This window comes from Vibrio floridensis, assembly GCF_021852965.1.
GTDB lineage: Bacteria > Pseudomonadota > Gammaproteobacteria > Enterobacterales > Vibrionaceae > Vibrio > Vibrio floridensis.
The window spans coordinates 36450-50669 of sequence record NZ_JAKGCY010000001.1 but is presented as its reverse complement, the minus strand read 5'-3'; the positions used below and the strand labels follow the sequence as shown (position 1 = coordinate 50669).

Below are 14220 nucleotides of genomic sequence, written 5' to 3'. Positions count from 1 at the left end.
ATTCTGCCGCCTATTCTGACGATGAGTTCACTTTTTTTACAAAGAGCGACACGTTATCCGTTGGCGGTAAAAGTTCACTGTTCATCATTTTTTTTTGTGTTTGTGATAGGGGCGGTGCGCAGTTTTCGTAATAGGCATATTGGTTTTTGCCTGAATGCTTGGCGGAATACATCGCTTTGTCTGCACAACGTGTTAACTCAGAAAGCTCAAAAGCGTCTTGTTGGTAAATCGCCGCACCGACACTAAGTGTCAACTCATTGATTCTTTCATGCGCTAAGTAACCGGTGGTAAACAAGCCGACAATCCGTTGCAGAATTCTGTCGAGGTCTTGCTTGGTTTTCACATCATAAAGCATCAGTACAAACTCATCTCCGGCAAAACGTGCAATCGAATAATCGTGCTTGTCTGTTCTGCGATTTTTGTTACGAACGTTGTTCTTCAAACGGTGGGCAAAGTGTTGCAAGACGCGATCACCCACATCGTGGCCATAGGCATCGTTGATGTGTTTAAAGTTGTCGATATCGAGAAAAACCAAGGCGGTGATGCATGTACTTGGTGTGGCATCTATTTCCCGCAGTTTATCTTTCGCCCAGTTTTCAAAACTCCAACGGTTCGCCAAACCAGTGAGTTGATCGAGGTAGGCAAGATCTTCAATCCCTTCTTGGTATAGGCTTTGAACATAGCGAACCACTTTGCTGTAGTAGAAAGTGGATGTGTGACACACAATGCAGGTAGCAACGAGAGCGATGAAAAATTGGGTCGCATCTAGTAAACCTGTTAGCACGACCGTTTTGGCAAAGAACAGCGAATAGGCGATGATAAAACAGAAAGAGCCACTCAGCATTAAACCAATATTGAAGCTGTTGATTAAAATGACGATGGCTAACAGAGGAAAAAGGACCAGCATTTTGTCGGCGGTAGCATCGCCATACAAAAACAACAGCAGTGCATCCAAGAGCATCAAACAACTCAGGACCAAATCGGCGTAGTGTGGTTTTTCTACTGACTTGATGTACAAGAAATTGCCAAGACAAATCATGGCCGCCAAACCGTTTAACGCCGCTAAAGCAAAATCTGAGTGTGTAAATTGGGTTATTGCGCAGTAGAAAAACATCATAGAAGCGGCAACAGAATACAGACCAACAATTTTTTTCTTTCTTGTTGATCGAATGTCTGCCATTTCTTCAAGATGTTGCCCTACTAATTTAGTCATTTTTACCCTTTAAGTTGCACTTTAGTCGCTTTCCCGCCACTTAATTCTAGGAGAGAAATAGAAGTTTGAAGCAATATCACGTTACTTTTAATGTGATAAGTATCTTGTTTCTTATGTGTTTTATTTCTTATTGTGTAATTAAGATGCAGAAAAAAAGAGAAGTCGGTAGACGTTAGTCGCATCCGAGTACGTAAGGGCTGGCCGGAAAATGAGCAGTAAAAGGAGAGAGAGGGGCTATTTTTAACGTCATTTTTCTGGTTATAAAAAACGGGTTTTGATGAAAAAATAGTCTAATAGTTTAAGTGACTCGTGAGCTATTTGGTAAATGATTGAGCTTTTCAGTGAGGTTTGATTTGTTTTGTTTCTATTCAGTTAATTAGATTTAAAAAGTGCGCGATTTCCGAATCGAACTTGATTCTGAAAATCGCGCTTTCTGTTTTTTGTGAGCTGATTACGCTATCTCGTGATGTTCGCCACGAGTGCTTCTTGAGTCACCACTCTGTTTTTACCAAGATTCTTTGCTCGTTGCAGCGCCAGTTCCGCGGCCTCTATGGTGGCGTGGTAGCTCTGTTCGAGTTTGGTCATGCCAACGCTAATGGAATAGGCAACGGGTAACCCAGCTTCCAATAAGCGCGTATGGCTGATGGCTTGCCGTAGCGTGTCCAGCTGTGCTTTGGCTTCTGTTTCATCACAGGCTCGAAATAACACGGCAAATTCTTCGCTGCCATAACGCGCGATGCATAAGCCATGTGGCTTTTGAAAGCTATCGCGCAGTAGCTGCGCAGTTTTGCGGATCACTATGTCCCCGACAGGGTGACCAAACGAATCGTTGATGCGTTTAAAATTGTCGATATTAAGCATGGCGAAGTAGATATTCTCTTGCTCTAACTCACGTTGCATTGCATTTGCCAGGCTGGCTTTGTTCTCCAGTTGTGTCATCGGATCTTGGTGACGTAACTGCTGATGGAGCAGCAAATTGGCCAGTGCAGTTTGTGCGTAGTTCTGAATCAAGATCATAATGGCTTTTTGCATTGGGAAGCGTTGTCGAATGTAGACCACTGCCAGCAGTGAGGTGCCATCGAAGAGTGGCATTCGGTAATGGTGGCCATGCACTTTCAGTTTGAGTGTTAGAGCGTCACTGTGGCGATGGTGGCTCAACGACGTAAACTGACTGGCCAGCGAAACGTCATGCAATAATGGCTTTTTGTTGCCGTGATAATCCAAGGTGCTAAAAAGGTGGTTCGCATTGTCGTACAGGCAAAACTGCACACCGGAGTGCGGGCAGAAGCGATCGAACAGGAGTTTGAGTTGCTGTTTGAACTCGACCACTGTTTTGGCCTGACCAAGCCGCGACAGCTCTTCAACTAACTGATAAGCCAAGTAGTGAATCACGATGGTAAAGCCAATTAGCGAGGCGATGACAAGCGCTGTAAGGCTGAACTGATTGCTGCTTGAAAGGATATCGCTTCTGTCAGTGCCCGCCACAAAAATCCAATCAAGATCGTTATCTGCCTCAAACACCGTCAGCTTAAAGTTGTCGCGATAGTAATATTCGTGTTTACCAGATTGTATGCCTTGTGCGATCTGTTGAGCGATACCGCTGTTAAAGCTAAAGGAGTGTGTGCCGATCCGGTTGGGATCGGGATGGAAAACGAGTTTGCCTGTCGCCTTCTCGACCACAAAGACATACCCATTTTCAAGGGTTTTTAGTCCTTTTAAATATTGCGTGGTAAACAATAAATCAAACTCAATCCAGAGTTGCCCATCCAGAGCCGGGTTGGCGTGTCGAACGGCGAACACCCAGCGGTTTTTATTGTTCTGATAGATGGAAGAGATTTCAAACTTGTCGCGAACGGTTTTGAGAGGATGCCAGTAGAGTTTATAAGGGTTGATGGTTTGCTGTTTTCCCGACAAGTCAACCAGTGTGGAGTGATTTCTTCGCCAAAACAGAATGTTAGAGTAGTTGCTGGAATGAGAAAGGATATGCTGCGTGATCTTTTCGCTGTCTTCATTGTTAGGGTTTAAGTTGGACGACAGTAACGATTTTTCCAACAAGTAGAACTTGCTGTACACCGCTTCGATTTGTGCATGGACCAAACTGCTCGCGGTAATAATATTGGATTGGGACTGGTGGTAAACCTGGGATTCGGATTGTTTGAATTGGTGGTAAGCCAGATAGATCATGATGATCGTTAGTAAAGCAAGATAGGGGCGTAAAAGCCGCATCAGTATTTTCGGTAATTCCATTTTGCCAGTGACGTTATTAAAACTGTTATATGGCTCGCAATATTAGAGAGTTCTGATGTGCACTTCAATGCGTATTATTTGGTAGAGGGCCTGAGTGATGAAAAGACCAGCAACTTGCTGGTCTTTTGATGAGATTTGGGTGGAAAAGCAAACCGCTACACTTTAGGCTTGGCTAATGCACTTTCCTGCGGCTGGTAATGCAAAATCGCCATCGAGACGGGGGAGAGCAGTACTTCTCCTTTGGCACTGTCTGGCGAGACATTGCGCACGTTGGTGTCACAAATGTAGGTCCACTCTTGTTGGTTGTCATTAGGCAGCGTAAAGCGCGCTGGTGCACTGGTTTGGTTGATTAAATAGACCAACTCAGCGCCTTTCTCACCAATGCCAATGTGCAGAGAAACCGCGCTCAAACGGTTCCAATCATCGTGCTCCATATGAACGCCGTCAACCCGACGCCAGTAGATGCGGTTGAGATTGCGGCTCGGGCCACTGAAGGCGCGAATAAACGGCAGCATATAACGTTGGCGATTTTCCACCATTTGTGCCAACCAGTGACGAAAATCGTTCTTGCGCTCAGAGTGCTCCCAGTTTAACCAGCTGATGTCGCTATCTTGGCAATAGGCGTTGTTGTTGCCTTTTTGGCTGTGCGACAGCACATCGGCAGTCAAAATATGCGGGATACCAAACGCAAACAACAAGCTCGCCATGAAATTGCGCTTCTGCTTTTCACGCGTGGCGATGATCATCAGATTTTCTGTTGGCCCTTCTGCCCCGTAGTTTTCTGAACGATTGTCACCGTGGCCGTCGCGATTCTGTTCGCCGTTATCTTCGTTGTGTTTGTGCTTGTACGACACCAAATCCTGCATGGTAAAGCCATCATGATAGGTGATGTAATTGACCGTCAGCTTGTAAGGCCAGTTGGCCGCACTGTAGATATCGCGTGACCCCATCAAACGGGTGGCAAACTCTTTCAAATAGCCTTGGTCACCACGCCAAAAGCTGCGGGTGATGTCACGCAGTTTGTCGTTACACTCGTTCCACCCAAATGGGAAATTGCCCACTTGATAGCCATTGGGCCCGATGTCCCAGGGTTCGGCAATCAGCTTGGTCTCTTTGAGGACAGGATCTTGCGCGACCGCTTTGAAAAAGGCCGCATCTCGGCTGTAGTCATCCCCTTGACGGCCCAGTGTGGCGGCCAAATCAAAACGGAAACCATCGACTTTAAACTCGCTCACCCAATAACGCAGTGTGTCCATCACCAAATTTAGCGCTGGCTGATAGGTGAGATCGACGGTATTGCCACAGCCCGTAAAGTTAGCAAAGTGGCTGCCATGCTTAAAGTAGCAACGCGAATCGAGCGCTTTGAGGTTGAATACGGTTGGGCCCGCGCCCCCTTCCGCCGTGTGGTTGTAGACCACATCCAAAATCACTTGGATACCGTGGCGATGCAGTTCTCGAATGGCAGTTTTCAGTTCCAACACGGCATCTTTGTCAGCGTAGCGAGGGTCAGGGACCATAAACAAATAGGGGTTGTAGCCCCAATAGTTGACCTTACCCATATCGAGCAAGTGAGGTTCATGCATGCAGGCCGCAATCGGCAGCAGTTGCAGCGTGTTGATGTTTTGTTGTTTGTAGAATGCCAGCATGGCCTTACTGACTAAACCCAGGTAGCGGCCTTGTGCCGCAGGTGCCACTTCCGGATGAAGCTGACTTAGCCCTTTTACGTGGGTCTCAAACAGCACCATCTCTTCACGGGAAATTCGTGGGGGCTCCACGTCTTGCCAATCAAAATCATCTTGATACACCACGCATTTGGGCATGGAGAAGCTTTTCTCTGCACTGTAGGGTGTTTGGTAGTGAAGTGGGCCATCAAGAGCTTTAGCATAAGGGTCGGAGAGAAGCAGCGGGCCATCGTCACTATCGACAATGTAACCGTATCTTTGCCCATGTTGGACGTTGTCGATAAAGGCATAGCGGATGCCAGCGTACTCTTCGCTGAGCTCAAAAGTTTTAAATTCGTTGTTGTCGTCAAACAAAGCCAGACGAATAGACGCACAATCCGGTGAATGAATGGCAAAGTTACAACCTGCCTCGTGTAACGTTGCTCCTAAGGGATAGGGACGAGCGAGCGATGTTGTCATAGTTATTTTTCTTAGTTCAGTTTCCATCTTTCGGAACCACTAGTAAAAAACTTTGTCTTACTGAGGTCAAGCGCCCTCAGTGATTATTCTTAATGTAATAAACTTTCTTTCTATTGTTCATCTTGGGTGAAAATATGAAATAGCCCTCACTTTGTAGCCCATCAACAACTAATAAACTTACCAACTCCACCCTAAATCAGTGATCAGTATCGATAAAATATTGTTCTGTAAATGATCTCATCCTTTCTCATCCCCCCTGTTTTTTTTCGGGGTGGAGGACGTTTTTCATCTCCGCCTTTCATAGCATAGCCAATGTTGAAACAACTGGGGACCTAGTCCCGTCTTACCTCTCTTCTTGAACACACAAACTCTACTGCCTGGTGAGTGACTTCATGGAGAGATACATAAGAATAGTCCTTAATGGAGTTAAGAATGAAAAAAGTAAGTTTAATCGCTGCCGCAGTGGCTTCTACGTTAGCAGCGGGTAGTGCGTTTGCTGTGGATTTCAATGGTTACATGCGTGCTGGTACTGGTATTAGTGGTAACGGTACTGCGGATGTTGCTTTTCAAAAATCGGGTGTTGGCCGTCTAGGTAACGAAAACGACAACTACTATGAGTTTGGCTTTTCAGAAGAACTGAAAAGCGGTGAGCAAACCTGGAAAGTTGAGTCAATGATTGCACAAGGCAACAATGGCGCAAACGGCTGGGAAGACGGCGACTTTAACGTTGCTCAGTTCAACGTACAGGCTAAGGGCCTATTGGCTTCTGACAAAGAAGCGGTATTGTGGGCGGGTAAACGCTACTACCAACGTAAAGACATTCACATTACGGATTTCTACTACTTGAACACATCAGGTACTGGTGGTGGTATCGAAAACCTATCTGTGGGCGATCAAAAGCTATCAGTGGCGCTTGTGCAAGATGGTGATCACGCTGCATCTTCTGGTTACATTCTGGATGCACGCCTAGCTAACATTAGCTTTGGTGAAAACGCGTCTCTTGAATTTGCATTGGCGTATAACTTTGCAACGGAGAAAGACGGTCAAACTGAGCAAGCAGATGATGGTTTAATGGCAACGGCGATTATCCACAAAGGCCTAAGCAACGGCTTCAACCAAACGATTTTCCAAGCAGGCACAGCAGGTTACGGTGCTCAAGTGGCTAACTTCTGGGGCGCAGGTACTTACTACGGTCGTGGTTCTGCAGACAATAACGATGCGATGGGTTTCCGTGTGTTGAACTGGGGTGTGGTTAACTTGAGTGACGCATGGGAAATGGGCCATCAGTTGGCTTACCTAGCGGGCAGTGACATTGGTGCTTCAAAAGCGGATACGAGCCAATTCTCTGCGGTTGCACGCCCAATGTACAAGTGGAATGATACAATGCGCACTGTATTTGAAGCGGGTTACAACGGCGGTGAAGATGACAAGGGTGCGGATTTCGCCTACAGCAAGCTGACGGTTGCTCAAGCATGGGCTATGGGTAACAGCTTCTGGTCTCGTCCTGAACTGCGTGTATACGGTTCATACTTAACGGATCACGAAGGCACAACGTTCGGTAGCAAAGGTGACTCTGATTTCGTAGTGGGTGTTCAAGTCGAAGCTTGGTGGTAATCAAGCCCCTTACACGAAATACGTGACGCATAATCTGAATAGCCGATGTTGATCGGCTATTTTTTTCAAGGCTCCTATCCCTTTGGTTTGATAAGAGCCTTTAAAAAAATAATCAAGAGGTGTTCCTATGGTGTTTCGAGCTTTATTACTCGGCGGATGTATTGCCTTAGCTGGCTGCCAAAGTGCGGCGGTGGTTGAACAAGTTAACGCGAGCTCGGGGCAAGAAGTTCAGCAAATTGCTCAGTTGCAAGCAATGAAAGTGAAATTGCCGAGCACAACCAAAGTGGTTTTAAGTGATCAAACGCAGTTCTTGCGCACATCGGTGATTGCAAGCCCTGTTGCATTGTTTGAGATCCCAGCGGATCGTGGCCAGATGACGTTAACCATTACCAGTGAAATTGGTGATTCGGTTTTCTTTCCGCATGTGATGATTGTGGATTCAGCGGGTCAGCTGATCGAATCTTATGACAGTACGGTGTTTGAGTATCGCAAGCCACGGTTACAACTTGGCAACCGATTAGTGGCGGAACTGGATTTCTATCCCCCACAAGGCTACAAATCGCTCAATCTGTTGATTTACACCACAGAACAAGATCGCCAAGGCGTCACTTATGTTGCGCATCCCGCCCGAATTGATGCTGAGGCGAGGGGGAATTATCTTCCTGAAGCGAAAGACATTCCCATTCCACATGCGCTAACGGGAACCATTGAGCTGGATATCTCTGGCCCGTCATTTTTGTCGCAGCTCCGTCGGGAAGAGCGTCCAACCACGACATCAACCGATGCAGCGAAAACGCAAGTTCAGCCAGACACTCAGGCCTACTATTTCCAGTCAATTGAACAAGCGGTTGAGGCAGGCGACATCCCTAAAGCGTTGAGCCTACTGGATGAAGCCAAGGCGCTCAATATTGAAGGGGCGCAAGCGGTGTTCGTTAACGCCGTTAACAAGAAAAAGTAACCGAGACTGATTGAAAAGCACTGGCATCACCAGTGCTTTTTTTATGGTCGAATTTGAGCCAGTTATCGCTCAAGTACCCATGCGCTGGCGGCAAAAGGCGGCAGGGTGAGCCAAGCTCGACCTTGACCGTGATTGACGTTCAGTTGCAGGGTTTCATTGGCATGATGACTGGATTGGTCACTGAGTTTATCCACTAAGGTATATTGCCCGTCCGCCAGCCCAAGTTGCGCGATCAACGCCTCAGGCAGCACCACTTGGCAGACATTCTCATGGTGGGCCGAGAAATTGCTGCCTGCCAGCACCAATTGTTGTTGGTCGTAGCGAGCAAAAAGATGGCAGAAGTGGCTCAATGCTTGTTGGTTGGTGGGGTACAAATCGTAATACTCACCGCTCATTGCCGAGTGGGTTAAGGTGAAGTTGAGTAAACGTGCATAGAACGCCCGCAGTGCGCGTTGTTTTTCACTCAGTTGACCACCATCAAACTGGCCTTCATTCATCCATTTTTGATGTTCGGGCACGCCCACATAATCAAAAATCGACGTGCGGCTGGGCAGACCAAAACCGCCCAACTCCGCTCCTGCTTCGCCCACTTCCTGAGCAAAATAAATCATGGTGGGTGAGCTACTGAGTAAAGCCGAGACCAACATTGCAGGGCGACCAAACTCCGCATCCCCAGCAAACTGAGGTGAGGCGAGGCGCTGCTCGTCATGATTATCGAGGAAATGCAGCATGTGGTGCTCAATGTCCATCATTTGCGCTTGGATCTCACCGATGATGGCGGTGGAAGCGCGGTTTTGCATCACCGCTTTGAGTCCGTCGTACAAATCCACTTTGTCGTACAGATAATCCATTTTGCCCAAGTGGATGTAATCGCGGTATAGATGAGGCTGATACACTTCGGCCATCAAAAACGCATCAGGATTGCGCATTTTGATGTGTGAGTTGAGATAGCTCCAAAACTCGACAGGAACCATCTCTGCCATGTCGTAACGGAAACCATCGACGCCGAATTCGAGCCAATACAGAGCGATGTCGCGAAATTTCTTCCACGAGTCAGGTACGTCTTGCTGCTGCCAAAAGGCAAAATGCTCTGCTGCGGTTTTCTGCGCGAAATCCGCGGGCAATTCGGCAAAGTCTTTGCTGCCATCGGGTCGCACGCCGTAATTGACTTTGACCGTTTCATACCAATCATCAAACTGAGGTTTGGCCAAGCGCGAGCCGTTGCCCGTCCATTTGGCAGGGAATTCTTCGTAAGGCCACTGCAATTGTGGGTGCGCCTCGCCGCCGAGTGGGGTAAAGGGCGCTGGAAAGTCAGGCAGCTGAAAGGCTTGCCCTGGAATATAGTAAAAGTTGTTGTCTCGGTGATATTCGACGCAGGTGTCGTCGTCAGCACCAAAGTCGCGCACCCCTTCAGGGTTATTTAATCCGTGATACTTGCGCGCAACGTGATTGGGTACGATATCGATGATCACTTTCATGCCGTGGCGATGGGTACGCTCAATTAACGCGGCAAATTCTGACAATCGTTCTGCTGGATTGTCGGCCAAATCGGGATTCACCGAGTAGTAATCTTTGACGGCATAGGGCGAACCGGCACGCCCTTTTACGACGGCAGGGTGATCGTGTCCAATGCCATAGTGTTGATAATCCGCCACCAACGCATGGTGTGGCACGCCCGTGTACCAAATGTGGCTAATGCCAAGTTGACGAATTTCTTTGAGTGCGAGGTCAGTAAAATCACTGAACTTGCCAACGCCATTTTCCTCTTTGCTTCCCCAAGGTCGGCTGTGCTGAACTTTGTTGCCAAATAAACGAGTAAAGACTTGGTAAACGGTGAATTTTTGTTTCTTCATTTCACATTTATCCCATGTTTGTAGGGGCATTATTATTGGGGCAACTTAACGGATATGACACCGCTTGAACTCCTCCTCATTGGGGGCGTAGAGAGGGTTAAAAGCGGGTTATCTGTGGCAATGTGTATACTTAAGTAACCTTAGCTCAAGATTTTAACAAATATGCCGTTAACCTCGGTAAGAAGCGTGTTTTAATTAGGCTCAGAGTGAGCTGATCAATAAAGAAATGACATTATGAGTATGATGGCCATTGCCATCGGTGCAACCAGCCTTTCGCTATTGTTGGTGTTCGTATGGATGTTTTCCTTGTCGTTAAGGAAACAGCGCATCGAGCAAGAGCGAAAAGCGAGAGAAATTGCCAACCGAAAAGCAATCGAAAAAGCGCGAGAACAAGAGAGACAGGAACGACTATTCAAAGCCGAAGGTGGCCATGTTCCGACAATCTTGTATTTAGCCAAGGAAGCAGAGCGAACGAACTTAAAGGAAGCGCTTTATTGGTATAACAAGGGAGCACGTTTAGATAACGTGAACTCGATGTACGGCATTGTTCGCATGAGTGAGCGTATGCGTGAAGACTTGATCCTCAAAGAGCAAGCCAATTTTTGGCGCATGGCGATCGCTGGATTGGAAGGTAACCTCGATGCGAAGTTTGAGGCAGGAAAAGCGCTGGTGCATGGACGCGGGGTTGAGAAAAATCTGCCCAAGGGCTATCGCTTAGTCGAAGAAGCCGCGGTTCAAGGCAACCTCGACGCTATGTTGTTTATGGGAGAGTGGAGCCAGTCAGCCGAGAACCCAGAGAAGTCCAATGGTAATGCTTACCAGTGGTACTATCGAGCGGCGAACAAGGGCAGTGTCGATGGGCAAATTCAACTTGGATTGAGTTATCTCTCGGGGCTGGGAACGAGCACCGATCACGCCAAAGGAACATATTGGTTAGAACGAGCTGCGGAAAGAGGTAGCGCGGAAGCGATGTTTCATGCGGGTGAGGCATGGCGAGACAGAGGAAAAACAGGGAATGCCCTCTCTTACGTTTGGTTTTTTCTTGCGTCACATTTTGGCTATGAAAAAGCTCGCGTGATGCGCGACCAAGTGGCATCGAAAATCGGCGTTGATATCGTGGTAGGGCTACAAGCGGTGGCCAAACCATTAATGAAAAAACTTGAAACAGGCAAAGTCGGCAAGCACGCGATCATCAAAGCGCTGAACAAAGTGTATAAGCGCACGAGTTATTTTCCACCGTTAGAAGCCAGCTTAGACAGCCCGACAGAAACGTTGGCGTTTGAAGACGACCTAGAAGAAAGCTTGCTGGCAGATACCGTTGCCAATGATGAGCCACCGTCAGCCAGCAGTGGACAACTTGATTTCACCCAACACTCTTTCTCAGGTAACGACAAATCTTAAAAATCCGGTCACCAATAACAACAAAGGCGTTAGCACCCCAAGGTTGCTAACGCCTTCCACCACAATTGCGCATGATTATTAGTCATGCTCAGTGAGTTTGATTATTCCTCAATGTCACACTCGGTGCAGCTTTGCAGCGCGATTTCGTGTTCGAAAACCATCACTTCATTACCCTCGGCGAGTAACTCGGCGATTTCATCCGCGACTTCTTGCTCATCTTCTGCTTCCACTTGGTCAGCCAGTTCTTCTTCTGAATAGCCGTAGAAGTTCAGCAGCAAGTAGTCACGTGCTTCTTCTTTTGTGCACGTTACGTTCACCGCAAGATCGGGCTCAACGTTATCTTGCGCGATGATTTCAGCCACTTGGGCAAGCACATCCTCTTTCATTGCTGCCGTTAACCAACCCAGATCCGTACTTACCGTGGTCTTTTTGCAGTCAAAGCATGGAAGTTGATGAAAGTAGTATTGAAAATCAGTCATAGGTCATTTCTTCTTTGAGTGTCGATAGCAAGATTATGCGCGTTTTTAGGTAAATTACTATCTCAAAAAATGGTTGAAATGAAATATTCGTTCCTAATTGAAGCGACAGAAGTGTAGGCGACCTTCGTTCGTTGCAATGCCAAGTTGTTTGGTTAAGGGAATGAACGCAGTGACAGCGGCTTGCGCAAGGTTTCTTGGTCTCTAACACCTGCATAAATACGGTGCTATCAAGAGAGGCAACTGTCGAAAGGCAGTTCGTTACCGACGGCTTTTTGCCAGTAGCTGAGCCACTTTGCCTTTGGTGGTTTTACTCACGGTTTGCATAAACTGAAAGCTTGGATTGGCGATGCCCGAGTTATCTAACTCTTCCACCATCAGAAGCCACAATTTGGCTGTCATTTGAGCATCGGCCAACGCTCGGTGAAATACGCCGTCGTTGTCGATATTTTTATAGCGAACCAACTCACCAAGCTTGTGTGACGGCGCGTCTTGAATCAGCCGTCTTGCCACCAACAGTGAACAGGCAAACTCGCCTGAATAGTCGCAGTTGATTCGCTCAAGCTCTGCATCCAGAAAGCGTTTATCGAACGAGGCGTTGTGCGCAATCAGGTTTTCACCCGCAATAAACTCGCTAAACGATGCCATCACCTCATCGCAACTGGGCGCGCTGCGCAGCATGTTATTGGTGATGCCGGTGTAGCTTTCAATAAATGAACTGACCCGAAAGCCAGGGTTCATCAACTGCTGGAACGTCTCCACTACCTCGCCATTCACCAGTTTTACCGCACCAATTTCTATCGCGCGATCCCCCAAGTTCGGAGAGAGACCAGTGGTTTCAAAGTCGAGCACGACAACGGAATTGGCTTGAGACATAAGGCTTTCCAACTAAACAATAACGCGCAAGAGTATCTGCGAAAGTGGTGAAAAAGGGAAGGAGAGGTGTCGAAGTAAGGCGAAGCTCAGTTCGTATTGGGTTAAAAAGTAGGCCTCAAATATCACGTTTTTCCGCTCGGGTGAGTTAGTATCTGCTGGCTATTCATAGCGAGCAATAATAGTTGACATGCGTTTAACTTGTTGATTTTAATTGTTTTTAAATTTAATTGAGAAATTAATATCTATTATGTGTATATCGTGTATAGTGTCCGCAGCTCTGGTAGTGAGCTATTGATAACATATTTAGTTCAAGATCTTCTCAGTTTTTCGATTTAGTTTGTCATATCTATTCTGCGATACCTTTTTCTTCATTCATTATTTAGTAGCTTTCTCCTAATTTAATACATCAATCGAGATATATATATGTCAAATAAAACAACTGGCTTAGTAAAATGGTTTAATGAAACAAAAGGCTTTGGATTTATCACACCTGATAACGGTGGTGCGGATTTGTTCGTTCACTTTAGATCAATTGAAAGCGCTGGTTTTAAAACACTAGCTGAAGGCCAAAAGGTTTCCTTCAACACCGAGCAAGGTAACAAAGGCCCACAGGCATCAAACGTTACTGTACTGTAAGTATTCATGAAAAGATCTCGCCTCTGTGTGAGATCTTTTTATTTAAAATCGAGTACTGTTCTTTTGGCAGTTAATATTTATGCCTGCCATGTTTAATATTGCGTGTTAAAACTATGTCTAAATATTGGATTGTTTAGAATAATAAGCTGTTCAATAGAATCGTTAATATAAGAAACAACATAAGTTCCTCTTCGAGTTTGTGAAAAGTTTTAGCTATAAGATATAGGAAATAGAATATGAAAAAACCAACAAGAAAATCGAGCAAAAAAACGCAAAAAAATAACTTTGAAGAGCGCTTTGCGGCAATGGTAACAGAGTATCAAGAAGCTAAAGCGCTACTTGACGCGATGGAGCAAGGAACTTCAGAGTACACTAACCAGAAAAAATTATGTGATAAGCTGTTCGCTAACGCAGAAAAATATATCAATAGAAACTAGCGATTACCAAATTCAACTGCGAAGCACGACACTCTTCAGTATCAAGCAGCCAAGGTCATTTCTTCACATACAATGGCTAGCTGCTTGAAGCGGTTCTCCAGAGCGGCTACGAATCAATTCGGAGAATGCAACCCTATCCTATTTCCTTCAGAATCAAGGAAAATGGCAAAAAAGCCACTGTTATCGGCAAGCGCTGTTTTAGGGATAATCATTTCCCCGTGATTTTTCACTACTTCATCAAGAACAACCTGCAGGTTGTCTCCTCCGTTTAGATATATCGTTACGCCACTTGATGAAGGCTGGAAACCGTCTTCTTTTAAAAGAACGCCCGTAACGGTCTGATAATTCAAAAGCGCTTCTATTCCCTA

The 14220-nt window shown here is 46.4% G+C and carries 12 protein-coding genes; 5 read left to right on the top strand and 7 right to left on the bottom strand.

Annotated features, from left to right (window positions below; translation table 11 throughout):
• Positions 1 to 10: 10 nt before the first annotated feature.
• The 3 genes from LZU85_RS00210 to glgX form a co-directional block, all read right to left on the bottom strand.
• Complete coding sequence (locus LZU85_RS00210; RefSeq protein ID WP_237286055.1) at positions 11 to 1213, bottom strand: GGDEF domain-containing protein; 1203 nt, start codon at positions 1211 to 1213, stop codon at positions 11 to 13.
• 456 nt (positions 1214 to 1669) lie between these two features.
• Positions 1670 to 3460 (bottom strand): sensor domain-containing diguanylate cyclase, encoded by a 1791-nt coding sequence (locus LZU85_RS00205; RefSeq protein ID WP_237286054.1) that lies wholly within the window; start codon positions 3458 to 3460, stop codon positions 1670 to 1672.
• Positions 3461 to 3615: 155 nt separating this feature from the next.
• Positions 3616 to 5601, bottom strand: a complete 1986-nt coding sequence (glgX, locus tag LZU85_RS00200) for a glycogen debranching protein GlgX (RefSeq protein ID WP_237286049.1) — start codon at positions 5599 to 5601, stop codon at positions 3616 to 3618.
• Positions 5602 to 6033: 432 nt separating this feature from the next.
• On the opposite strand from glgX, the gene lamB reads away from it, so the two are divergent.
• Together lamB and LZU85_RS00190 are read left to right on the top strand one after the other, a co-directional pair.
• The gene (lamB, locus tag LZU85_RS00195; RefSeq protein ID WP_237286047.1) at positions 6034 to 7215 is read left to right on the top strand and encodes a maltoporin LamB; all 1182 of its coding nucleotides are present in this window, start codon (positions 6034 to 6036) and stop codon (positions 7213 to 7215) included.
• 127 nt (positions 7216 to 7342) lie between these two features.
• Entirely contained in the window at positions 7343 to 8173 is an 831-nt protein-coding gene (locus LZU85_RS00190) for a MalM family protein (RefSeq protein ID WP_237286046.1), read from the top strand.
• 62 nt (positions 8174 to 8235) lie between these two features.
• Here the strand turns inward: LZU85_RS00190 and LZU85_RS00185 are convergent, their stop codons facing one another.
• Entirely contained in the window at positions 8236 to 10026 is a 1791-nt protein-coding gene (locus LZU85_RS00185) for an alpha-amylase family protein (RefSeq protein ID WP_237286045.1), read from the bottom strand.
• 234 nt (positions 10027 to 10260) lie between these two features.
• Here LZU85_RS00185 and LZU85_RS00180 point away from each other — a divergent pair, with 234 nt between their 5' ends.
• Positions 10261 to 11427 (top strand): tetratricopeptide repeat protein, encoded by a 1167-nt coding sequence (locus LZU85_RS00180; RefSeq protein WP_176299782.1) that lies wholly within the window; start codon positions 10261 to 10263, stop codon positions 11425 to 11427.
• Positions 11428 to 11528: 101 nt separating this feature from the next.
• On the opposite strand, the gene LZU85_RS00175 is transcribed toward LZU85_RS00180, so the two are convergent.
• Positions 11529 to 11906 (bottom strand): hypothetical protein, encoded by a 378-nt coding sequence (locus tag LZU85_RS00175; RefSeq protein ID WP_176299783.1) that lies wholly within the window; start codon positions 11904 to 11906, stop codon positions 11529 to 11531.
• 258 nt (positions 11907 to 12164) lie between these two features.
• Entirely contained in the window at positions 12165 to 12779 is a 615-nt protein-coding gene (locus tag LZU85_RS00170) for a 3'-5' exonuclease (protein WP_176299784.1), read from the bottom strand.
• Between the two features lie 423 nt (positions 12780 to 13202).
• Here LZU85_RS00170 and cspE point away from each other — a divergent pair, with 423 nt between their 5' ends.
• Both cspE and LZU85_RS00160 read left to right on the top strand, forming a co-directional pair.
• Complete coding sequence (cspE, locus tag LZU85_RS00165; RefSeq protein WP_176299734.1) at positions 13203 to 13415, top strand: transcription antiterminator/RNA stability regulator CspE; 213 nt, start codon at positions 13203 to 13205, stop codon at positions 13413 to 13415.
• Positions 13416 to 13651: 236 nt separating this feature from the next.
• Complete coding sequence (locus LZU85_RS00160) at positions 13652 to 13852, top strand: hypothetical protein (protein ID WP_176299733.1); 201 nt, start codon at positions 13652 to 13654, stop codon at positions 13850 to 13852.
• Positions 13853 to 13965: 113 nt separating this feature from the next.
• Here LZU85_RS00160 and LZU85_RS00155 read toward each other — a convergent pair whose 3' ends face one another.
• Positions 13966 to 14202 (bottom strand): VOC family protein, encoded by a 237-nt coding sequence (locus LZU85_RS00155; protein ID WP_217904678.1) that lies wholly within the window; start codon positions 14200 to 14202, stop codon positions 13966 to 13968.
• Positions 14203 to 14220: the final 18 nt, after the last annotated feature.